Origin of the sequence: Mesorhizobium sp. L-2-11 (assembly GCF_016756595.1) — a bacterium.
In the GTDB taxonomy this organism is placed as follows: domain Bacteria; phylum Pseudomonadota; class Alphaproteobacteria; order Rhizobiales; family Rhizobiaceae; genus Mesorhizobium.
Map to the genome: position 1 here is coordinate 4937190 of NZ_AP023257.1, position 22324 is coordinate 4959513.

Here is a 22324-nt window from a genome sequence, read left to right on the forward strand (position 1 = left end):
GATGAGCGCCGACGACAAGACGCGGATATCGCCTGACGTGGCCACCACAGCCGTCGGCACGCAACTCAGCGGCATCTATGAACTGGACGAGCGGATCGCATTCGGTGGCATGGGCGAAGTCTACCGTGGCCACAACATCCAGACCGGCGACCATGTCGCGATCAAGATCGTATTGCCCGAGTTCGCCCGTGACCAGACGATCCTGTCGCTGTTCCGCAAGGAAGCGTCGATCCTCAATCACCTGTCGCACGACGCGGTCGTGCGATATCACGTCTTCACGATCGACCCCGGTATCGGTCGCCCCTACCTTGCCATGGAATTCGTCGACGGCCAATCGCTGTTCGATATAATGCGACGTGGCCCGATGCCGACGCAAGACGTGCGCAAGCTCTGCCATCGCCTGGCTTCCGGCTTGAGCGCCGTGCACCAGGCGGGAGCAATACACCGCGACCTCTCCCCCGACAATATCATCCTGCCGGGAGGCCGGGTCGATCGCGCAAAGATCATCGATTTTGGCATCGCGCGGTCGGCGACCGTCGGCGGCGAGACGCTGATCGGCGGAAAGTTCGCGGGAAAGTACAACTACGTTTCTCCCGAACAGCTCGGGCTGTACGGCGGCGATGTCAGCGAGCAATCCGACATCTACAGCCTGGGCTTGGTGCTGGCTGCTGCTCTGCGCGGGAAACCGATCGACATGGGCGGCACCCAGTTCGAGATCGTGGAAAAACGCCGAACCGTTCCGGACCTGTCCGACATCGACGCCGATTTTCGTGGAATTGTCGAGGCCATGCTGCAGCCGGATCCACAGGACCGGCCGATCAGCATGGCCGATATCGCCAGGGCGACACGTGACGACACGGACGAGGAGACAAGGCCGCCAACGTCGATCACACCGCGCGACCGGACGCCGCGAACCGCCGCGCCTGGCCCCAAGCTTGCCGGTCCCAAGATGGCAAGTCGGCCTCCGGCGGCTGCCGGTGAGCAGCGCTTCGTTCCACATGTCCGGCCGGCGCTTCTGTCCGAGCCAAGGCCTTCGCCAGTTGCCGGTCCTGCTCGGGCGGTCTTGCCAAAGGTCCCTGCAAAATCCGCCAGGACCCGATCGATCGCGATCGCTGCCTTGGCGACATTGGCCGTCGCGTCGGGTGCAGGCGTTTATCTCAGCGGCGTGATGACGCCTTCCACGCCGACCCCCGGCGATACAGCGCTTTTGTCGCCAAAAATATCAAAACCGGCCGCGACAGACAGCGCTGCACCGGGCGATGAGCCGGCAAAGGCAGTTCTACCCGAGCAGTCACAAACAGAAGCCACTGCGCCGCGGGCCGAAAGTCAGGCAGGTGCCGCTGCGGATCAAAAGTTGGAGCCGGCACGGCCCGCCGAGGTCCTCTCACCATCCGAGGAACCCCCGGAGCGGGCGACATCCGAGGAAACCCCGGAGCGGTTGGCATCCGCGGAAACCTCGGAGCCGGCGGCAGAAGAAGCGCAGCCGCCAGCTGAAAATTGGCAAGATGCCGCGGCGGATCAAAGCTTGCAGCCGACGCGGCCCGCCGAAGTCCTCTCGCCAACCGAGGAAACCCCGGAGCCGGCCGCATCCGATGACGCCTCGGAGCCGGCCGCATCCGATGACATTTCGCAGCCGGCGGCATCCGATGACACCTCGGAGCCGGCGGTAGCCGAGGCGCCATCGCCGGCTGAAAATCGGGCAGATGCCGCGGCGGACCAAAAGCTGGAGCCGACACGGCCCGCCGAAGTCCTTTCGCCAACCGAGGAAACCTCTGAGCCGGCGCCATCGGAGGAAACCCCGGTTCCGCCGCGCGTCCAGGTCGCGCCCAGGCCGCCGGCCGACAAGGCTTCGCCCGCAGCGGTCCAGCCCGAAATGACGGAGCGCCGGAAGCCCGATCAGCCGGCCAGCCAGCAGGCACAACCTAAGGCGGCCGCGCGGGTGCCCGCACCTGCGGCAAGCCAGACGGATGATGCGAACGCAAAACGGCAGCGGTACGAGCCGGCGCCAGGCAAACAGCCGGGCGAAGCCACTGTTGTCTTGAACGTGCCGAAACCGGACCTGAAACTGCCGCCGAAAAAAACCCTCGACCACGCTGCGCAACGGGTCTCCTGGGTGCGCGACTTCAACGGCGGCGACTGTTTCTATGCGACGTTGACTTCGGCAACCGAGGCCGCCGTCGCCATCGAAGGATTGGGCACAGAGGTCCAGCCGTTCGAACGAATGCTGTCCGACTTCCAGGCAAGATTCCGTGTCGAACCGGACATCAGCGTCCGCCTCATTGAGCCGGCTCAATGCGAAGTCACCAACTTTCTGCGCTTTCTGGACCAGATGCCGGCTGACAAGCCGCAGCTTGTTCTCGATCGAACGACGGTGCCGAGCGGCTCGCCGATCGGTGGCACGCTGGTGACGCAGGGCGGCCTCATTTCCAGCGTGCTGCTGATCGACCACAGGGGCATGGCATTCAGCCTCGACGATCGTATCCTGGCGCAAGCGGACAAGGCCACCTTCAACATTCCGATCGATCTCGGCGCAGCCGACAAGGCGGCCGGCAAGGTCGTGCCGCAGATCATAATGGTGATCACGGGTCCACAGGATATTCACGCTGCGGCGTTCTCTGAGCCGACACCAGCCGCACTGCTGCTGCCCAAAATTCTCGACGAGATCGACGCCAACCGAGCTGAGTTCTCCGCAACGGCAAAGTACTTCCGGCTCGGCGGGTAGCATGGACGCCGATGGACCACCGCCGCTCGCGCTTTTCCTTCCTGGCCGCTGTCCCGCTCAACAATCAGCGTGACCGGCTTCGCGGCCTGCTTGCCCTGAGAGGCCGTATCAGACTTACGGTGATATTGGGCGCGGCGTTGCTGGCTCTCCTGTCGTCCCACGAAGCGCGCGCCGAATTCACCGTCTGCAATCAGACGCTCGACGTCGTCAATCTCGCTGTCGGCCAAAAGGTCGACAATGCCGACCAGACCGATGGCTGGTGGACCATCGGCGCAAATCAGTGCGTGAACGTCATCCGCGAGGAACTCACCAACCGCTACATCTACATCTATGCGACGGACGTTTTTGGCCATGCGACCCTGACCGGGTCGACCGAAATGTGCATCGACCGGCGGCGTTTTTCGATACGCGGCATCGATGAATGCTGGCAGCGCGGCCATATCGCCGCACGATTTCTCGAAGTCGATACGCTTGAACAGGTGCGGTGGACGTTTTTTCTGACCGGAAGCAATCCGTGACGCACTCTATCGACACAAGCTTCAGGTTGAAAAAGCAGGCGCGCGCCGCCCTGCGCAGACGCAGGCTCTGGCGCAGGCTGCTTGCCGGTCTTGCTGCGGTTGTCCTGTTGTCGATCGCTGCCGGCTTCTATCTCACCGCCGACTACTGGTCGTTTGGCGACGAAGATGAGGAATTGCAGGCCGTCGAGGGAACCGACGATGTGCCGGCCGACGCATCTGTCTATGTGCCTGCCATCATCGATCTCGCAGGCGACCCGATGTGGATCACCCTTGCGCCCGACACCGGCGGCACAACAAAAAGCCAAGTGATCCCGCGCCCGGCAGAACTCGATCAGGCCGGCGTTTCTCCGCAGATCGAAATTCTGTCTGACGTGATGCTTAGCGCCAGCGAAAAGTTCATGACAACGATACCGTCGACGCAAGAAGATTTCGCATTCTTCCAGGCGCAGCGACAGACCGCGCCGGCGCCATCCAACGAGCTGCAAAACGATGTTCAGCCACCGCCCGTTCCAAACGAGGCCCCGGTTGCGTCGGACCCGCATGCCAGTGACGCCGAAGCAGGTTGGGGCGAAACGATCGATTCAGGCGAGGCAGCCCTTCCCGCGTTCCAGAAAACCCAGATCGAAAACAACACCAGCGTTGCAAATGTCGTCAGTGAACATCAACGATACCAGGCTACCGAGGACATTTTCGTAAAGATCCTCAACGACCGCAGCCTGGACAGCGTTGCGCTCGATGCGCATTTCTCCGCCGAGGATGCCAGGCTGGCAGGCGAAGCCCTGAAGGCGCTTTTCAATCGGGAGAGCCTTGAGCCAGGTCATGTCGTCGCCATGCGCGGTTTCAGGCCAACGCGCGAGACGACAACCATGTCCCTCATGCAGGTTTCGATCTACGCGAGGAACGTGTTTGTCGGCACGCTGACGCGCAATGCCGCCGGTGTGTTTGTGTCTGGTGTCGACCCCTGGGTCCGAGAAGACCTGTTCAACTACTCGGGCGCACAGGCGCAAGGCACGCACAAAAGGCAATACCGGCTGCTCGACGCGATCTACTCGACAGCAGCGCGCAACAAGGTTCCGACCGGCGTGATCGGAGAAGCGATCATGTACCTGTCGCGAGGACAGGATCTGGATGCCTTCGCCAGCGAAGACCAGCGTCTGGTCCTGATCTATTCGCAACGACCACGTGGCAAGGAAGAGACGGCCGGACGGGTGCTGTATGTTGGCGTCCAGGGCAGCGAAAAAAGCCTTGACTGTTTCGTGTTCCAGCAGAGCGACGGCCAGTTCGCATGCGTCAGCGGCGACGATCAGGTTCGCTCGCTGACAGTCGCCAACGGCATGGTCACGCCGGTCAACGGGGTCATGACCTCCACTTTCGGCCCACGCAAGCACCCAATCCTCGGAACCGTTCGTATCCACAAGGGCGTGGATTGGGCGGCGCCTCTGGGCACGCCGATAGCCGCCGCCTTCGACGGCGAAATCGTCTTCCAGGGCGATGGAAGTGGCTACGGCAATCTGGTGAAGATTTCGCACGGGGACGGCAGCGAGACGCGCTATGCCCATATGCAGAAATTCGCTGACAAGACCGGTGTCGGCACGAAGGTGAAGGCAGGCGATGTCATTGGCTATATCGGCACAACCGGTCTTTCGACTGGGCCGCACCTGCATTTCGAACTCTATCGCAATGGCCAGGCAATCGATCCGCTGGGCACGGTTACGGCAATCGCGACGGATGCTTCCGCTGTCGAAACGCTGACCGAGCGTATCGTTCAAGTCGAAAGTGGCGGCAAAGCCCGCGCCAAGAACCCACTTTCTTCGGCGACCGGCGCCGGTCAGTTCATAACCAAGACGTGGATCAGAATGATGAACACCTACCGCCCCGAACTGGTGCGGACACTGTCAACCGCCGACCTGCTCGCTCTGCGTTATGACGCCACCATCTCGCGCGAGATGGTCAGCAATCTGGCGCGCGAAGGCGAAGCCTATCTTCGGGCGCGCGGCCACCAGATCACAGCCGGCCGGCTTTATCTCTGTCATTTCCTGGGGATGGAAGGCGCCCATCAAGTGCTGTCGTCGCCGGGCTCGGCGCAATTGAGCGCCGTGCTCGGATCGGCCGTCATTCAAGCCAACCCGTTTCTCACCGGCAAGTCCGCCAGCTATGTCGTGAGCTGGGCCGAAAGGAAAATGGGGCGGAAGCTGAGCCCGGCGGTGGTTGCAGTGAGCCAACAGGCAACGACGGAAGTCCGGCAGACATCGCCCGAGTTCGAAAAATACAAGCAGGCGATCACGGCTATGGTGAGTTCCGTTCAGAATGCGCTGTGAGCCAGCATCCCGCTCTATCTATTTGTTTTAGCCGCATTTCTGCGACGCGTGGCGGTAATGGCACGCTCTTGCCTTCTCCCCTTGTGGGCAGGGCTGTCCGGGGAAAGTTTTGAGTGAATCGAAATGCCACATGTGCATGCCCCGTAAAAACGGGGTTTGTCCGTCTTTTCTCTGGTTGTCGAGACTCAGAAAAGGAACGGGGCATGCGCTTTGCACCTAGCATCTTCGGGCAGCTTCTTGAACCCATCGATCGGCGTCAATTCCAAGCAATTGTGGATCGCCACGACGGGGATGCGTACGACAAATCGTTCAGAAGCTGGGATCATCTGGTGGCGCTGATCTATGCCCAGTTCTGCGGCAGCAGCAGCTTGCGTGGCCTGGAAGCCGGCTGGAACGCCAACAGCCAGCATCATTATCACCTGGGCAGCGGTCCGTTGATGCGTTCGACCTTGTCGGATGCCAACAGACGGCGTCCGGTCGCCATCTTTGCCGAGGCGTTCGGTCTGGTGGCGAACCTGCTCGACAGGCAAATGCGGCGCGAGGGCGAAGCAATGCTGCGGCTGATCGACTCGACCCCCATTCCGCTCGGCAAACTGTGCGATTGGGCCAAGTCGAACGGGCGCATCCGCGGCATGAAGGTGCATGTCGTCTATGACCCGAAGACCGACTGTCCGCGCGTCCTCGACATCACCGACGCCAACGTCAACGACGCCCAGGTCGGTCGCCAGATCACGATCGAAGCTGGAGCGACCTACGTGTTCGACAAGGGCTACTGCCATTATGGCTGGTGGACGGCGATCGCCGAAGCCGGATCGATCTTCGTGACGCGGCCCAAATCCAACATGAGGCTGGCGCTGCTGCGTGATCGCCCTGTAGCCGAGCCGCAGGGCGACGGCTTCCTGGTTGTGGAAGACAGTGAGGTAAGCCTGGTCAGCAAGGCTGCTTGCAAGCTGCCGATGCGGCTGCGTCGCCTGCGCGTTCAGCGCGAAACGGGCGACACCATCACGCTTTTGACCAACGATCTGGAGCGCTCCGCCGTCGAGATTGGACGGCTCTACAAAGGCCGCTGGCACATCGAGCTTCTGTTCCGATGGATCAAGCAGCACCTCAAGATCAGCAAGTTCCTCGGCAACAACGGCAATGCAAGTCGCCTGCAACTCTTTGCAGCAATGATCGCCTTTGCGCTGCTGCGCATTGTCGCGCGCACCCGCCGCGTCACTATTCCTATCTTGAGGTTCACAGAACTGGTCGCTCAATACTTGTTCGGGCGGCGGAAACTGCACACCATCGATAAGCCGCCACCGGTCAATCCAAGCCGACCAAGGGACCGAGCCTCTCCCAATCAGATGGCCTTCATTTATGAATAACTTTCCCCGGACAGCCCTGCCTTGTGGGAGAAGGTGGATTGGCGCGCAGCGCCAAGACGGTTGAGGGGTGTGGCCGGAGTGCTGTCGCACGTGATTCCACTTGGCTGCAAAATGCTCCAGCACACCCGCTCCAAGCTACTCAGTCCTTATCCGCATTTCCACCCGGCGGTTTACCGGATCGAATGGATTGGGGTTGCGCGGGTTGGCTTCGCCCAGGCCTGTCGCTTTGATGCGGGCAGGATCGATGCCGTTGGAGGTGAGGAAGGTTGTTACCGATCTGGCCCTGCGTTCCGACAGTCCCTCGTTGTAATCAGCCGAGCCGGATGCGTCGGTGTGACCCTCGACAACGAAGTTCAAAGTGCTCAGTCGGCTGTCCTTCAACGCCTTGGCGAACTCGTCCAGTTCAGCACGCGCAGTCGCATCGAGTTCCGCAGAATCAAGGTCGAAATTGATCAGCATGTCGAGGCTGGTTTTTTTGGCAGGCGCTGCTTTGTTCTTGCCATTGCACTCTTCTTCGGTGCCGACACAGATTCCACGCGGCGGGCCGAGCTCGCTCGCCGCGTCAAAAAACTTCACGATGTCTTCCGACTTCTGAAGCGGATCAGCAAAAGCGTGGGTCGAAAAAAGCGCGACCGTAAACACGAAGGCTAAACTGCCCGACCGCATAACGGTTACTCCTGTCTTGAGCATCGATTTCATCGACTGCGGATAATACCAAATTGCGAAGCGGTTGTCTGTCAATAAACGTCAAGCATACGAGTGGTGGAGGGCAGTTGCATCTTGCCACGGACTGGAGACTTGACCTGCCCCGTCCAGGGCTTCAGTGTCGAGTGTTCCCTGGGGAAAGCGTGGCGCCATGGCCAATGAGCTTCGATTCAAAACGGCACGGGACCTTTTCATGGCCTGCCCGGCTGTTTCCAGGGACATCGTGGCGCTTCCGACCGAACAGCCTTCAATCGAATTTTGCCGCGCCCTGCTGGCCGGGCGGGTGCCCGAGGAGGCGATTACGTTCTGTGCCTATCTGCTTCCCGAGCGGGCTGCGGTGTGGTGGGCACATGAATGCCTGAGCCACCTCACCGTTCTGCTCGACAGCAGGGAACAGGAATTGCTCGCGGTTGTCCGTGACTGGGTCAGCGAGCCGGATAGCCCTCACCATCGACCAGATGCGAGCCAGGCTGCGGCAATGCCGCCAACAACGCCGGCCGCCTGGATTGCCCTGGCCGCAGGACGCCATGGCAACGGTTCAGCTATGGAGGCGCCAGCGCTATCGCCGCCAGTCGCCCGCGCTGTCAGTGCGGGGGTTCTGGCCGGACTGGCACGCGTTGCGTTGGAGGACCGCTTTTCAGTTCTTTCCGCGTTTGTCGAAATGGGCATCCAGTTGGCCGAGACAGAGGCGCTGCGCCAATCAGCGGATGCGAATTAGACCATAGCCCGAATCCGCGACGTTCAAATTGAACTGAGCATCCGGCTCTATCGGTTTGATTGAGTCGCATTCCTGCGACGCCAAGTGATTCAACCTGGCTGCAGAATGCTCTGAATTAGTTGCTTGGCGCACCCGCCATTCAACGTTATCCCCAACCGCCGCCACCTCCGCCGCCTCCGCCACCTCCCAAAGTAGGAATGATGACGGGAGGTGCGGCAGCAGGCTTGTCCGCGACCGGTTTGACCGCTTTCTTGGCGGCCACCGGTTTGGGAGCGGGGTTGACGACCTTCCTCTGCGCAGGGGCTCTGCGAACAGCCTTCGGCGCCGGCGTGGGCGTCGCCACCAGCGGCGTCGGTTGAAGGGGTTGCCAGGATGTGCAGCCCATGACCCCCGCCAAGGCGATGGACAGAGTTATCCCGATTGTTGCCTGCTTCAGATTTCTGCCCACCATTGCCTCCTTGTTGATCAGAACAAATCCCGACGCGGATTGGCTTGTTCCCAGACCGCCCTGGCCACTTTGACCAGTTGCTTGTCGACAGAACCGCTCAACGGAATCTTCGATTTGAGTTCCCCACGCATTTGCTTCAGCGCCGCCGCTTTCGGCTTGGCCCCGAATTTCGCCAACGTCGCCCGGGCGTCAGGCAGTTCGTTGCGAAGATCGAGCGCAACTGTGAATGCCAGGAAACGCACGGCGACGGCCTGGTCGGCCTTGTCGCCCTTTTGCATCTCGAGAGCCGCACGATCGTAGGCGCCGGACTGGTCGCCGCGCGAGGTTCCCAGTTCAAACAGGCGTTGGGCTTCATCAAGGTTCTGCTCCACGCCAACGCCATCACGGTACATGCGCGCAAGACTGGCCGGCGCATAGGGCTGGCCGAGGTCGATGGCATTCTGAAAAAGCGCCAGCGCAGCTTTCGGATCCTTCTCGACGCCTCGGCCGCTGAGGTAATTGCGACCAAGCAGGTTCATCGAATACATGTCCTGGCGCTGGACGCCGGCCTTGAGGAAGGCAACGGCACGGGCCTGATCGGCGGGCACGCCGTTGCGGCCTTCGGTGAAGATCGCGCCGAGATCGTTCATCGCATAGGTGTGTCCCATCGCCGCCGCCTTGAGCAGCAGGTCCAGCCCCTTGCCGGTGTCGCGCTCGACGCCGTAGCCATGGAATAAGGCACGGCCCCACGACGTCATCCCGTAGGGATCGCCCTTGTCGGCCGCAGCGGCGTAGAAGGTGTTGGCCTGCTTGCGGTCGACGGCCATGCCGGTTCCCGTCGCATGGAGGTAGCCGAGTTCGAACACCGCGCGCACATGCCCCCTGTCGGCGGCCTGCTGTATGGCTTTCCTGGCCTGATCGACCTTGCCGGCTGCAAGCAGCGCGCGTCCCAGTTCATAACGGAAGCGGGCGACATCGGGATACGCCTTCACCGCAGCCTCGCACAGCTTCACCGCGTCGGCGCCGATTTCATTTGGCAGCAGGCCGGGGACGACGCCTTGAAGGTCGAGAGGTTCGCCGGCAGCCAGGTCGCATGGATCGACGCTCGGCGACAGTTTCATCTTGGCGGGTTTGGATGCTCCGCTGTCCGCCCGAATTTCGAAGGCGATCTCGACCGGTGCACCGGCTCCGATCTGGGGTTCATAGCGCAGCCCCTCGACTTCGCCGACCGTCAAGCTCGATTCGGGCGACAGGGTCCGATCCGGCAGGGATAGCGTTCCCGTCGCCGGATAGCTTGTGACTTTCAGGCTGACCGCCGCATCGTCTGTCGGGACATCCAGGTTCAGGGCAACGGCACCCACTCCGACCGGAACGTCGACCTCCCGGTTCTCGATCGCCTCGGCCGCACCGGTGACATGAATGCCGCGCTGCAGGACCTGCTGCTTCTGCTCGGCTTCGAGCGAGGCCATCACCTGTTCGCCCTCGGCTCCTTCGCCGCTCTTGACCCGAAACACCAGCATGCCCTTGGCTTCTCCGCCCCAACTGTCGCGTGCGGAGTAGGCCAGCATATCCATCTCTTCCGGCTCGCCAGTTCCCTTGGGGACATCCAACTGCAAACGCGGCAGATCCTTGCCCTGGATCAGTTCTCCCGCCTCGACGACCTTGCCGTCCAGCATCAGGCGTCCCAAGGCGGGTGGTCTTTCGATGCTGACGGTTATTGTCCCGCCGTCGACCTGGACCGGTTCCGGCAGGTCCAGATCGACGGGGCCGGCCCCGGATAGCACGACCTTTTCCAATACCGGCGGCAGCGATGGGCGGCTAATACGACGCATCAGAACGACTTCGTCGATCAGCGAAGAGTTCTCCCAGGGAACCTGCAGGCCCTTGGTCGCCTCGACCACATCCCGGCGGACGGCCGACATGACCGTGCGGATCTCCTGGTTCGGGGCGAGCGCGCGACGAGAAAACGCCGATGAAAAAGGACTGAGGTCGCCGGCGCCGTCATAGGCGACCGCGCCGGGTTCGGTGGCGAAAGCAATCAGTGTGTTCAGTGAGCTTCTTACTTGCGCAAGGCCGCTACCGCTGGCGGTCATAAGCTGGTCCCTGAGCCAATAGTCCTTGCGAGGGAATGGGTTGTTGCGGCAGGCATCGAGGATGATCACCTGGATCTTCGATTTCGAACGCATCTGCTGCAGCACATCGTTCAGCTTGATTGCCTGGACCTCGACGTCCGCCGCATCTTTCAACGAGGCATCGACAGGAATCAGGAAATTTTCGCCGCCGATCTGAAAGCCGTGGCCGGAATAGTAGACGACAGCTACATCCGCCCCGTCCACGGCGGCAAGATAGTTGCGGAACTGTTTTTCAAACTGCAGCTTTGTAAGATTGCTGGCGACAAAAACATCAAAACCAGCCGATCGAAACGTGTTGGACACGTCCACCACATCCTTGGCCGGGTTCTTGAGGGCCGAGATTTCCTGGTAATCGGAGTTGCCGATTACAAAGGCGACCCTTCGTTCGACTGCAGAAGCGTCGAAAGTCGCGACGCTTGCGAGCACAAAGGCTGCAACGAATCCGCAACGTCGGAGCATGGCAAATCCCTTAACCGTCGTTACCTGGCGACCACAAGAACACAGCTTGCAGGGCCAAGGTCCGTTAGAGAGCATGCTGTCTGCCGAGACAGAAAAGAGAGAAAAGCCGTCGCGACAGCGGTATATTCCTCACTTGATCGACCCCTAAATTACATCAGAGCCCGAGTGTCCGCAATGATCGTCAAGCGGTTTCTCAACTATTTGCCCGGGGTCGATTTGGCCCCCCTCGGACCAGGCGCGGCCGGCATAGCCTTGACTTGCGCACGCATCACGCGGCAGGGGGCCTGAGGTTTTCCACTGCTAATGTCGGCCTGCCCCGGATTTTTTCTAGCCACCATTTCCGCGACTCAATTAGCGTCCGCTTATGGAGCACCGGCACGCCATTCGACGGATCAAGGAAGGGCTTTGGGAGGTCTACGACATAGACGACAATAGGGTTGTCTTCGCAGAAGGGGTGGCTCTGACAAATTTGCTGGATGAGGAGGCGCTCGACGCCCTGGAGTTGCTAAAGGGTGGATTCCTGATCCCGAGCAGCGCTCCCAAGGACAGTTCCTTGAGTGATACGCCGAGGACGCGTAAAGGCGGATAGCTGACACGCAAAAGCGCTGCCGCCTTGCGGGCTCCTGGATGCGTTCGCTCGTCGAGATCTGCCACCTGTTGCGGCCACGTCGCAGCCGCGACGCAGAAGCTGTGGATGAATTCGCGAGGCTCGGCGCGCCGCGGCGTGGCAAAGCGAAAAACTCTCCTTCGTTTGGTTGATGGCGGAACAGTGCTCCGTCGGTAAGTTCGTGCTATATATTAGCAGGAACTGTTATGAGGTTTTTGCCCGTTCAGGAACCGACCAACACATGGGCCGTGTTCGATACGACCGTGGATGTGCCGGCGTACTTCGCCGGTATTTGCCTTATCGGCTTGCCGCGGGAGCGGGCGGAGTGGCTCGCAGCAAGGGCCAATCAACATGCGTTGGCAAGAAGCAGCAGGATCGGCCGGCTATCGCCTCCGGAGACTGGGCACGCCGTGCTTCCCATACGAAAATGCCAGAAATCGCTTACGTCAGCAGGAGAGGTTTCAACGACCGAGGAAGCGGCCGCTGCGTTGGCAGCGGAGAATCAGCAGCCACCGTAAGTTCGACATACCCCTCCACTTCGTCATCCCAGGGCAAGCGAGGAGCGAAGCGACGCGGCGCAGACCCTGGGATGACGAAGGCGTGATGGCTTGTGGCTAATCCCCAGCATCAGAGATGGTGGCTGCAGGCCGGCCGGCAGCGCGACCGTCAGTCAAAGAACCAAATCCCCTGCGCAGAGGAACTAGGACGTCGGGACCAATTCAGACAAGGCTCTGAGAATGGCAGCCTGATCTGCCGGCTTGCGAACAAATCTGAAGTTGGCGAAGGCGGATAGAACATCGTGCGGCCCAAAGCCGGTCAGACATGCGAACGGAATGTCGCGGGTCTTTAATTCTTCTGCGATCGCCAGGCTCGTTTCGCCATGCAGTTGAACATCCAGCAGCGCCACGTCGACAGGATTTTCGCCGATAAGGCGAAGGGCCGCCGCCACCGACGGGGCCGGGCCGATCACCTGATGTCCCGCATCGCGCAGACAAGCAGCGATGTCCTCGGCGATGAGCCATTCATCCTCGACCACCAGAACGCGCAACCGGTCGGTCACGGCGCCTCCTTGCGCATCATCGGGAATGTGATCTGGACCTCAAGACCGTCACGATTGAAGGTGGTCTCGACGTTTCCGCCAAGCCGGTAGCCGATCTCACCCTGCAGCAGGGAAAGCCCGAAGCCGCTAACCTGCGGCTTTCTGACCGCCGGCCCGTGTCTCTCGCGCCAGGCAAGCGTGAAAACATCGCCCTCGCCGGACCATTTCACAACGACCCTGCCCTCGGGCTTCGACAGCGCGCCATATTTGGCGGCGTTGGTCGCCAGTTCATGAATGGCCATGCTGAGGGAAAGGCCCTGTTGCGGGCTAAGCTTCACTTCAGCACCGTCAAGTTCGAACCGGTCAATGCTGAAAGGTTCGAGCTCCTGATGCAGCAGTTCGTTGATCGAAGCTTCTTTCCAGCGTTCCTTCGACAGCAGACTGTAAGCCCGTGACATGGCGTGTAGGCGACCGATCAGCGCGTCGGCGAACTCTTCCTTCGAGTCCGAACTTTCGCGGGTGCGGTTGGCGATGCTGGCGACCACCGCCAGCATGTTCTTGACGCGGTGGTTCAGCTCCGAAATGAGCACCCGGTTTTGCTGTTCCGTCTCGGCCAAGGTGGTGACGTCGACCAGCGTGACCACGACGCCCTGGATCCGGTTGTCCTTGTCGCGATACGGGTTGATGCGAACCATGTAAAACCGGCCCCGGTCGTCGCGCGCCAGATGATGGTTCAGGGTCTCCCCGGTTTCGAAGACGGCATCGATGTGCTGTTTCAGCTCGGGATAGTCGATCTGGCTCGAAAGCTCGGTCAGCGGCCGGCCGACGTCGAACGGACGCAGGCTGAAGAAAGACGAGGCCGCCGGAGTAAAGGTCCGCACCACCAGATTGCGGTCGAGGAAAATGGTCGCGATCTGCGTGCTCTCGAACAGATTGCGCAAATCGCTGTTGGCGCGGTCGAGTTCTTCTATCTTGCTGGTCAGCTCCGAATTGATCGTGTTGAGCTCCTCGTTGAGCGACTGCATCTCCTCCTTCGAGGCCTCAAGCTCCTCATTGGTCGACTGCGCCTCCTCATTGACGGAGACGAGTTCCTCGTTCGAGGATTTCAGTTCTTCCAGCGCGGTTTCGTACTCTTCGATCGTTGACTGCAGTCGCTCGCGCGTTTCGCGCAGGTCCCGCTCGAGATCAGCAGCGCCTTCGCCATCCCGGTTTTCGCGCCGCATATCCGGCCGCGGCTGCACCGGCCCTGATGGTTCGAACAGGACAAGGTAAAGTTGTTCGCCCTTGCCGCGTTCCGCCAACGGCTCGACCATGAGTTTGATCGACTGGGCCTGTTCGTCGTCCTCGTCGACGACGACATTTTCCCGTACGATGGTGCGGCGCGTCGTGGCGGCTTCCCGCAACGCCGCGCGCAGGTCGAGCCTCAGCCCGGAGCGGGCCAAAGCCAGCACCTGCCGGCTCGGAATGCCTTGCGGCGCTTCGAAAAATCTGCCGGTCCGCGCCGAATAGTAGACGACGTCACCATCGCCATTCACCACAACATGCGGCGGCGCGAAACGCTCCAGCACCTGTGCCTCGACCGCCTGCCGAAGCGGATAGCTGGCGGTTGCCTTCTTCGGCCCCGTGCCTTCGGGCAGCAAGGCGCCCGAACGGCCGTCGCCGACCAGCATCGGCAGTCTAATGTGTGGCGAGGCATGTTCGCGCGCCTGAAAAATGCGCTGCTTCTTGTCGACGGTGGCGAACAGGTCGTCGTGCTGGCCGACGCTTTCGGACGTGCCGAGGAAAAGATAACCGCCCGGCTTCAACGCGTAGTGGAAGATCGGAACGACCCGGTTCTGGATGTTGGAGCCGAAATAGATCAGCAGGTTGCGGCATGAAACCATGTCCATGCGCGAAAACGGCGGGTCGCGCACGATACTGTGTGGGGAAAATACGCACAGCTCCCGGACCTCGTTGGCAAGCACGTAACTCTCGCCGTCGCTGCTGAAAAAACGCTGCTTGCGTTCGGGCGAAACCCCCTGCAGCAATGCCGCCGGGTAACGCGCCGCGCGCGCCACCGTAAGCGCGGGCTCATCGATGTCAGTCGCAAATATCTGGACGCGCGGCACAACCGAAAGCGTCTCCATGTGTTCGCGCAACAGCATGCCGATGGAGAACACCTCCTCGCCGGTGGCGCAGCCAGGTACCCAGATCCTGACGGCGTCGCTGGCGGTCTTGCCCTCGAACAGCTGCGGTATGACCTTGTCCTCGAGCACCTTGAACGCATCGGGGTCACGGAAAAAATCAGTGACGTTGATCAAGAGATCACGGAACAGGTCCATCACCTCGCGAGGGTCTTTCTTCAGCCACTCGACATAGGCTGCAATCGAATTAAGCTGCGCGATCTGCATGCGCCGCTTTATGCGCCGCAGGAATGTCTTGGTCTTGTAGCCGGAGAAATCGTGGCCGGATTGGCCCTGCAGAATGCCGTAGATCTCGTCGCGGAGCCGACCCAGTTCTGCCGCCTCGTGCTCGCCGTCTCCGGCAACTCCGTTCAGCATATCGAAGCTGCGGGCGAACCCCTCGAGCTTGGCACCGATTTCCTCCGCCGGCGCCGCAATATCGATCAGCCCGCTGGAGATCGCACTTTTCGGCATGTCCGGATTGCGCGGACCGTAGCCGTCGGAAGCCTGGGCGACCGTCAGTCCGCCATGTTCCTTGATCGCCTTCGCGCCAAGCGTACCGTCGGAATCGCCGCCCGACAAAATGACGCCGACCGCATATTCGCCCTGATCCTCGGCCAACGCGCCAAAGAAAATATCGATCGGCTTTCGCTCGCGGCTGAGCACGTTGGATGGCCGCAGGTGCAGCACTCCCCGCTCAATCGTGAGCACGACGTTTTGCGGCATCACATAGACATGGTCGGACAGGACAGTGGTGCCGTCCTCGACGACGACCACCGGCATTTGCGTGTAACGTCCGACGACCTCGTGAAGCAGGCTTTCGCGCCCGGGGCTGAGATGGGTGACGATGACGAACGCCATGCCGGGCCGGCCGGTGATGCCCTTGAACAGGCCCTCCATTGCGGGAATGCCGCCGGCTGACGCGCCGACGCCCACAATGGGAAATCTCTTCATCTGGGATGTCACCGCAAGCCCTCGGTTAACAGCCTGGACGACAAGTCCGCCAAATCGACCCAAAGCCCACGACTGGGCTGCACTCAACGCCAGCATACAACGGGCACGAGGGCCGGAACAAGTCCGCGCAGACGGCGTTAAAGTCTGAATTGCTGTGGAATTCCAATGCCAAAACGCACGCCTGACCTGAAGCCGAAAAAACGAGCGTCGTTGCGCTTCGAGGATTTGCTGAGTTTGCCGGGAAACGAATCCATTCCACCCCGCATGCTGGTTTTGGCGAAACGATTGCAGGCCGCCTTGCAGGAACATTCTGAACAAGCTCGAGCGGACAAGAAATCCCGCTCGAAGAAAGGACGATGAGGTGCGCGATCTACGAGGAGTGCGCATCCTGATCGTCGAAGACGATTGGGTATTGGCCGGCGATCTTGCAAAGTATTTCGGCAATATGGGCGCGGTCGTCCTCGGCCCTGCGGCGACGGTCGAACACGCATCCATGCATACCGAGTTGGCCGAGGCGGCGATCCTCGACGTCAATCTCAACGGCCGGCGAGTGTTTCCGATCGCAGACGAACTGATGCGCCGTGGCGTTCCCTTCGTCTTTTTCAGCGCTGACGAGGACATCATCATTCCCGAACGTCTCCGCCACGCCAGCAATCTTCGAAAGTCGTCGGATAGCTACGCCATCTTCGACGCCTTGTTTCCTCCGGAACGATCGGCCTTGGCGGGTCGCCCTGCCGTGAACTTGTCGGACAATGTGTTTTCACTTCTGCCTAAGCTCAGGCTCGCGGCGCGTCTGCTTCTGGGCGACGTCGGTGCTTCCGATCGGTTGGTCGAGCGAACGCTGGAGCGCGCCATCGGCGAGATCGACAGGAGGCGGGCCGGCGTGTCGACCGAAGACTGGCTGAACGGCATCATGCGAAACATTGCCAGATCGGGCGGAACGAGCCTGTTGCACTGAGGCTGGTTTTTCCAACAGTCGTAAGATACGCAAAAACAGCAATCTAGAGCGACTTTTTCCGTCAGAAAGTGAGGCGCGCCTAAGGGCTACCGACACCGCTGGCAAAAGCAGCCTCCTCAGCTTTTCTGGTTGCGGTCGACGAATTTGTTGAATCGGCTGGCTTTGCCGCCGCCGGTTTCGTCCTGGTAGAGGAAGGCCAGGTTGTTTTCGTCGAAAATCCGGAAGAACTCATCCCATTCGATGGCTTCGAACTCCTCCTCGGGCTCGCCAAAATCGATGCGCAGGATGCCGCCCTCACCCTTGGTTCGTACAACCGCAGGTCGGCCACCACGATCTTCGGCCCATTGACGGATGTCGTCATGATTGGTGGTTGTTTTCGATTCAGACATTGAAATCTCCCTTTGATCCAGGCTGTGCAGGCGTGTGAGGCTCATGATCGGGTCTGGATTGCTACGCGATACCGCTTCGATCATCAGCTGCCAGCCACTGCTTCCGCCCACGGGCCGCCCACGGACCGGATGAGCGCCCTAACCCCAAAGAAGCTGCAATGTTCCAGCGCATCGCCCAAGGCTTGTTCGGCATGCGTTCACCTGAGGTTGCAGCCGCGCCAAACCATCTTTGTTGAAGCAGAGGGAACAAACCTTTTGCCAAACAGTTCGGGGCGCCAAGGCCAACTGCGTAAGGAGTTGTCGTGAAACGCATACTGGTTACAGGAGGGTGCGGTTTCATCGGCCGCCACGTCGTCCAGGAACTCGTTGAACATGGTTATGCCGTCTGCATTCTCGATGCACTGCTGGAACAGGTGCACGGCAGCGAGGCGATCAGCCTGCCGGCGGGAGCCGACCTGATCAAAGGCGACGTTCGCGATCGCGACGCCGTCGCTCAGGCGCTCCAGGGCGTCGACGCCACCATCCATCTGGCCGCCGAGGTCGGCGTCGGCCAGTCGATGTACGAGATCGCCCGCTATGTCGGCGCGAACGACCTCGGCACCGCCACCCTGCTCGAGGCACTGATCAAACATCCGGTCGAGCGGATCGTCGTCGCTTCGTCGATGAGTGTCTACGGCGAGGGTCTCTATGCCACGCCAGGCGGCCGGCGCGTCGACAATGCACGGCGGCAGGCCAGCGACGTCAAGAGCGGCCAATGGAATCCGCTGTCGGCGGCGGATGAAAGCCTGTCGCCGCTGCCGACTGACGAGGAAAAGCCGGTCGACCTCGCCTCGATCTATGCGCTGACGAAATATGCCCAGGAGCGCGCCGTGCTGATCTTTGGCGATGCCTATGGCGTCGATGCGGTGGCGCTGCGCCTGTTCAACGTCTTCGGCGCCGGACAGGCGCTGTCAAACCCTTACACCGGCGTTTTGGCGAATTTCGCTTCCCGCCTCGCCAACGGACAGCGGCCGATGATTTTCGAAGATGGCGAGCAGAAACGCGACTTCGTGCATGTGCGCGACGTCGCCCGCGCCTTCCGCCTGGCGCTGGAACAACGCCAGGCGCGCGGCCACGTCATCAACATCGGCAGCGGACGGGCCTATGCGATCAGCGAGGTCGCCCGGATGCTCGCCGACGCCATGGGTGTGCCCGAACAGCTGCCTGATATCCTCGGCAAGGCGCGCGCCGGCGATATCCGCAATTGCTTCGCCGATATCTCGAAGGCGCGCGAACTGCTCGGTTTCGAGCCGCAGCACCGGCTGGAGGATTCGCTCGACGAGTTCGTCGCATGGGTTCGCAACACGGTCGCCATCGACCGCGGCGCCGACATGAAACGGGAACTCGAAGAGCGAGGGCTGGTATCATGAGGCCGGACGGTTTTCGTGAAGCGCCGGTTGCCATCGTCGGCGGCAGCGGCTTCATCGGCTCGAACCTCGCCGACAGCCTGTTGTCAGATGGGGTTCCGGTGCTGGTCATCGACAATCTCAGCCGCCCGGGCGTCGATCAGAACCTGGCCTGGCTCACGCAGAAGCACGGCAATCGACTTGCCGTTGAAACCGTTGACGTCCGGGACGAAGACGTGCTGGCGCCGCTTTTGGCGCATTCCAGGGCGATATTCCATCTTGCCGCACAGACCGCCGTCACCACGAGCCTCGTCCGGCCAAGCGAAGATTTCGACATCAATCTTCGCGGAACCTTCAACGTCCTGGAAGCGGCTCGCCGCAGCGGCCGACGCATTCCCGTGATCTTCGCCAGCACCAACAAGGTCTATGGCGGCCTGCCCGACGTCACAGTGCGCGAAGAGGAGGATCGGTGCGTGCCCTGCGATGCCGGCATCGGCGCCAACGGCATAGACGAGACCTGCGGCCTGGATTTCTGCACGCCCTATGGCTGCTCCAAAGGCGCGGCCGACCAATATGTGCTGGATTATGCCAAGTCGTACGATCTGCCGACCGCGGTCCTGCGCATGAGCTGCATCTACGGGCCGCGCCAGTTCGGCACGGAGGACCAGGGCTGGGTCGCCCATTTTCTGCTAAGCGCGCTTTCCGGCCGGCCGATCACGATCTACGGCAATGGCAAGCAGGTGCGCGATATCCTTCATGTCTCCGACGCCGTTGCGGCCTATCGCGGGGTACTTGCCAGGATCGACGACATCGGCGGCCAGGCATTCAATCTCGGTGGCGGACCGGGCAACGCCGTCAGCCTGCGCATGCTGCTCAAGGAGATCGGCGAGCTGACCGGGCGGAACCTCTCGATCCGCTACGACCGGGAACGCACCGGCGACCAGCCTTTCTTTGTCGCCGACACGCGCAAAATAGAAGCGACGCTCGGCTGGAAAGCGCATGTCTCCTGGCGCGACGGGGTCCGCGATCTCGCCGATTGGCTCCAGCGTCATCGCCTCGAGCCTGAACCAGCGAGGTACGTGGCATGAAAATCGCCCTGGTCAATCCGTTCTGGACCTACGAGGACAGCATCTATTTCGGCTGCCGCCAGCCACATCTGCCGCTGGAACTGGGCTACTCGAAAGCCTTGCTGGAGGCCGACGGCCACCAGGTGCTGATGCTGGACGGGCAAATCCAGAAGCTGGACAACGCAGCACTTGCCGATCGCGTCGCCGCCTTCGCACCGGCGATGACCGTCGTCAGCACGGCGCCCACTTATCTGTTTTGGCGCTGCGCGCCGCCCGAGCTGCGTGTGCCCGCCGACTTCCTCAACCGCCTCGCCGGGCGCGGCGGCCACACAGTGGCTGTCGGGCCGCACGGCTCGGCGACGCCGGCGCCGACGCTGCGCAAGCTGGGCGTCGATGTCGTCGTGCGCGGCGAATGCGAAGAGGTCGTCGCCGAACTCGCCCGCAGTGACGATTGGAGCGCCGTGCCCCACACCGCTCGTTTCTACGAGGGAACACTTGTCGGCGATGGCGGCGTTCATGCCAGTTCGTTTGTCGATCATCCGCCGCTCAGCTGGCCGTCCGATTGGATTGCCGCGCATTTGCACCATCACCACCGGTTCGACGACGATCAGCTGGGCTTCGGAGCCGAGGTCGAGGCGTCTCGCGGCTGCCCCTACAATTGCAGCTTCTGCGCCAAGATCGATTTCCGCGACGCCTACCGCCGCAGGAACCACGATGCGATCACCGCTGAAATCGATCGGCTGATCGGGCAAGGCGTCGGCTACATCTATTTTATCGACGAGATCTTCCTGCCGCAGAAGGCGCTGCTGGAGGCACTGGTCGATCGCGACGTCAAGTTCGGCGTGCAGACCCGCATCGATCTTTGGAAGCCGGAGCTCCTGGAACTGCTGGGTGCCGCCGGCTGCGTTTCGATCGAAGCCGGCCTTGAAAGCCTGACGGTGGAAGGCCGGGCCATGCTGGCAAAGCGTTGCCGGCTGGACACCGAGGAACTGGCCGCTTTGCTGGTCAATGCACGACGTCACGTTCCGTTCGTCCAGGCCAATCTGATCGGCGTCGTCGAGGACGATCCGGCTCTGGTCGATCATTGGCGCAAGCACCTCATTGACCGCGGCGTGTGGGCCAACGAGCCGGTGCCGCTCTATCCCTACCCAAGTTCGCCCAGCTATCGCGAGCTTTGGGGCGAGCCCGACGATCTCGCCTGGGAGCGCGCCCACGAGCATTACCTGGCCTCGTTCCAGACGTTCAGCGACATCCAGGAGAAGCGCCCGCGAGCGCTGGCCGAGTTGGAGGTGACATGTTGCAGTCACTGATCCGCCGCCCGCGGCGAATCCTGATGACCGTCGATGCCGTCGGCGGCGTCTGGCGCTACGCGCTCGATCTGGCGCGGGAGTTGGCTCATGCCGGCGACAGCATCGTGCTCGCCGGGCTAGGCCCGGGACCGTCCGCAGCGCAGGCGAAGGAGGCGCAGGCTTTCGCTGATTTGGCGTGGCTCAAGACACCGCCGGACTGGATGACCCGCAATGAGGACGATCTGGAAATGTTGCCGCAGGAAGTGCGCGCGCTTGTTGGCGACTACGCGATCGACCTCGTCCATCTCAATGCGCCGACCCAGGCCGTGGGACTTGATCTGCCCTGCCCGGTCGTGACGGTCTCGCACTCATGCGTTGTGACCTGGCTCCACGCCGTCAGGGGACAGGCTGTGGACGGCGAATGGGCCTGGCAGAGGGACCGCAACAGACGTGGTTTCGATTGGGCCAATGCGGTAGTCGCGCCCAGCCGCAGCCATGCCGACATGCTCGAGGCCTGTTACGGGCCGATCGCCCGGCTGAGCGTTGTCAGCAACGGCGCACGGCCGGGTCCAAAGGCAGAGAGGCGCGAACCAGTGGTTCTCGCCGCCGCGCGCTGGTGGGACGAAGCAAAGAACGCAGCTACGCTGGACCAGGCAGCAGCACTGACGAAATGGCCGGTCTTTGCTGCCGGGCCGCTCGAGGGCGGCGATCGCCAACGCGCCAATTTCAGCAATGTCGTTCCTCTGGGTCCTGTCTGCCACGATGAGGTGCGTCGCTTGATGGCGGGGGCCGGCATCTTCGTATCGCCGTCCGTCTATGAACCCTTTGGCCTTGCCGCACTGGAGGCAGCGACGTCCGCAACGCCTTTGGTGCTCGCCGACATCCCGACCTATCGCGAATTGTGGAATGGCGCGGCCATGTTCTACGACGTGCATGATCCTCGCGATCTCGCCAGATGTGTCGATGGTCTCTCTGACGACACCCAACACAGGCGCCGGCTCGGCGACGCCGCCGCACGCCGGGCGCGCAAGTTTTCGCCGGAAAGGCAGGCGGCGGCCATGCGCGACATCTACCATCGGGCCGCGCCGGCCGTTGCGGAACGCTGACA

Annotated in this window: 16 protein-coding genes; 11 read left to right on the top strand and 5 right to left on the bottom strand. The window is 61.6% G+C overall.

Annotated features, from left to right (window positions below; translation table 11 throughout):
* The first annotated feature begins 1 nt into the window (after position 1).
* From JG739_RS23720 to JG739_RS23735, 4 genes are all read left to right on the top strand, one after another.
* Entirely contained in the window at positions 2 to 2722 is a 2721-nt protein-coding gene (locus JG739_RS23720; protein WP_202363637.1) for a serine/threonine-protein kinase, read from the top strand.
* An 11-nt stretch (positions 2723 to 2733) separates the two neighbouring features.
* Positions 2734 to 3240, top strand: a complete 507-nt coding sequence (locus JG739_RS23725) for a DUF1036 domain-containing protein (protein ID WP_202363638.1) — start codon at positions 2734 to 2736, stop codon at positions 3238 to 3240.
* A complete protein-coding gene (locus JG739_RS23730) occupies positions 3237 to 5558 on the top strand; it encodes a M23 family metallopeptidase (RefSeq protein WP_202363639.1) in 2322 nt (773 codons plus the stop codon). Before JG739_RS23725 ends, JG739_RS23730 begins: the two co-directional genes overlap by 4 nt.
* Positions 5559 to 5761: 203 nt before the next feature.
* Positions 5762 to 6925, top strand: a complete 1164-nt coding sequence (locus JG739_RS23735; RefSeq protein ID WP_202363144.1) for an IS4 family transposase — start codon at positions 5762 to 5764, stop codon at positions 6923 to 6925.
* Between the two features lie 135 nt (positions 6926 to 7060).
* On the opposite strand, the gene JG739_RS23740 is transcribed toward JG739_RS23735, so the two are convergent.
* Positions 7061 to 7591 carry an OmpA family protein gene (locus JG739_RS23740; protein ID WP_202367601.1) on the bottom strand — a complete coding sequence of 177 codons (531 nt, stop codon included), beginning with the start codon at positions 7589 to 7591 and terminating at the stop codon, positions 7061 to 7063.
* A gap of 190 nt (positions 7592 to 7781) precedes the next feature.
* Here JG739_RS23740 and JG739_RS23745 point away from each other — a divergent pair, with 190 nt between their 5' ends.
* Positions 7782 to 8348, top strand: coding sequence for a DUF6931 family protein (locus tag JG739_RS23745; RefSeq protein WP_202363640.1), 567 nt, complete (start codon positions 7782 to 7784; stop codon positions 8346 to 8348).
* Between the two features lie 465 nt (positions 8349 to 8813).
* On the opposite strand, the gene JG739_RS23750 is transcribed toward JG739_RS23745, so the two are convergent.
* The 3 genes from JG739_RS23750 to JG739_RS23760 form a co-directional block, all read right to left on the bottom strand.
* On the bottom strand, positions 8814 to 11441 hold the full coding sequence (locus JG739_RS23750) for a caspase family protein (protein ID WP_244749535.1): 2628 nt from the start codon (positions 11439 to 11441) through the stop codon (positions 8814 to 8816).
* Positions 11442 to 12673: 1232 nt separating this feature from the next.
* Positions 12674 to 13033: a response regulator gene (locus tag JG739_RS23755; protein ID WP_202363641.1), complete on the bottom strand. Its 360-nt coding sequence runs from the start codon at positions 13031 to 13033 to the stop codon at positions 12674 to 12676.
* Positions 13030 to 16128, bottom strand: a complete 3099-nt coding sequence (locus JG739_RS23760; protein ID WP_244749536.1) for a CheR family methyltransferase — start codon at positions 16126 to 16128, stop codon at positions 13030 to 13032. Before JG739_RS23760 ends, JG739_RS23755 begins: the two co-directional genes overlap by 4 nt.
* A gap of 165 nt (positions 16129 to 16293) precedes the next feature.
* On the opposite strand from JG739_RS23760, the gene JG739_RS23765 reads away from it, so the two are divergent.
* Positions 16294 to 16488 carry a hypothetical protein gene (locus JG739_RS23765; RefSeq protein ID WP_202363643.1) on the top strand — a complete coding sequence of 65 codons (195 nt, stop codon included), beginning with the start codon at positions 16294 to 16296 and terminating at the stop codon, positions 16486 to 16488.
* Position 16489: 1 nt separating this feature from the next.
* Complete coding sequence (locus JG739_RS23770) at positions 16490 to 17086, top strand: response regulator (protein WP_202363644.1); 597 nt, start codon at positions 16490 to 16492, stop codon at positions 17084 to 17086.
* A gap of 116 nt (positions 17087 to 17202) precedes the next feature.
* Here JG739_RS23770 and JG739_RS23775 read toward each other — a convergent pair whose 3' ends face one another.
* Positions 17203 to 17475 (bottom strand): hypothetical protein, encoded by a 273-nt coding sequence (locus tag JG739_RS23775; protein ID WP_202367603.1) that lies wholly within the window; start codon positions 17473 to 17475, stop codon positions 17203 to 17205.
* 302 nt (positions 17476 to 17777) lie between these two features.
* Between JG739_RS23775 and JG739_RS23780 the strand changes: the two genes are divergently transcribed.
* The 4 genes from JG739_RS23780 to JG739_RS23795 are packed head-to-tail and all read left to right on the top strand — an operon-like array spanning position 17778 to position 22322.
* On the top strand, positions 17778 to 18884 hold the full coding sequence (locus JG739_RS23780) for an NAD-dependent epimerase/dehydratase family protein (protein ID WP_202363645.1): 1107 nt from the start codon (positions 17778 to 17780) through the stop codon (positions 18882 to 18884).
* Complete coding sequence (locus JG739_RS23785) at positions 18881 to 19948, top strand: NAD-dependent epimerase/dehydratase family protein (RefSeq protein ID WP_202363646.1); 1068 nt, start codon at positions 18881 to 18883, stop codon at positions 19946 to 19948. Before JG739_RS23780 ends, JG739_RS23785 begins: the two co-directional genes overlap by 4 nt.
* The gene (locus JG739_RS23790; RefSeq protein WP_202363647.1) at positions 19945 to 21237 is read left to right on the top strand and encodes a TIGR04295 family B12-binding domain-containing radical SAM protein; all 1293 of its coding nucleotides are present in this window, start codon (positions 19945 to 19947) and stop codon (positions 21235 to 21237) included. The genes JG739_RS23785 and JG739_RS23790 overlap by 4 nt, the downstream gene beginning before the upstream one ends.
* Complete coding sequence (locus tag JG739_RS23795) at positions 21222 to 22322, top strand: glycosyltransferase family 4 protein (RefSeq protein WP_202363648.1); 1101 nt, start codon at positions 21222 to 21224, stop codon at positions 22320 to 22322. The genes JG739_RS23790 and JG739_RS23795 overlap by 16 nt, the downstream gene beginning before the upstream one ends.
* The last annotated feature ends 2 nt before the right edge of the window (positions 22323 to 22324 follow it).

Excerpts from the sequence above, each read along its gene's own strand:
- JG739_RS23765 (WP_202363643.1), top strand. The coding sequence starts at position 16,294 with ATGCCAAAACGCACGCCTGACCTGAAGCCGAAAAAACGAGCGTCGTTG.
- JG739_RS23750 (WP_244749535.1), bottom strand. The coding sequence starts at position 11,441 with ATGCTCTCTAACGGACCTTGGCCCTGCAAGCTGTGTTCTTGTGGTCGC.
- JG739_RS23795 (WP_202363648.1), top strand. The coding sequence starts at position 21,222 with ATGTTGCAGTCACTGATCCGCCGCCCGCGGCGAATCCTGATGACCGTC.
- JG739_RS23735 (WP_202363144.1), top strand. The coding sequence starts at position 5,762 with ATGCGCTTTGCACCTAGCATCTTCGGGCAGCTTCTTGAACCCATCGAT.
- JG739_RS23740 (WP_202367601.1), bottom strand. The coding sequence starts at position 7,591 with ATGCGGTCGGGCAGTTTAGCCTTCGTGTTTACGGTCGCGCTTTTTTCG.
- JG739_RS23725 (WP_202363638.1), top strand. The coding sequence starts at position 2,734 with ATGGACCACCGCCGCTCGCGCTTTTCCTTCCTGGCCGCTGTCCCGCTC.
- JG739_RS23790 (WP_202363647.1), top strand. The coding sequence starts at position 19,945 with ATGAAAATCGCCCTGGTCAATCCGTTCTGGACCTACGAGGACAGCATC.
- JG739_RS23720 (WP_202363637.1), top strand. The coding sequence starts at position 2 with ATGAGCGCCGACGACAAGACGCGGATATCGCCTGACGTGGCCACCACA.
- JG739_RS23760 (WP_244749536.1), bottom strand. The coding sequence starts at position 16,128 with ATGAAGAGATTTCCCATTGTGGGCGTCGGCGCGTCAGCCGGCGGCATT.
- JG739_RS23785 (WP_202363646.1), top strand. The coding sequence starts at position 18,881 with ATGAGGCCGGACGGTTTTCGTGAAGCGCCGGTTGCCATCGTCGGCGGC.
- JG739_RS23745 (WP_202363640.1), top strand. The coding sequence starts at position 7,782 with ATGGCCAATGAGCTTCGATTCAAAACGGCACGGGACCTTTTCATGGCC.
- JG739_RS23775 (WP_202367603.1), bottom strand. The coding sequence starts at position 17,475 with ATGTCTGAATCGAAAACAACCACCAATCATGACGACATCCGTCAATGG.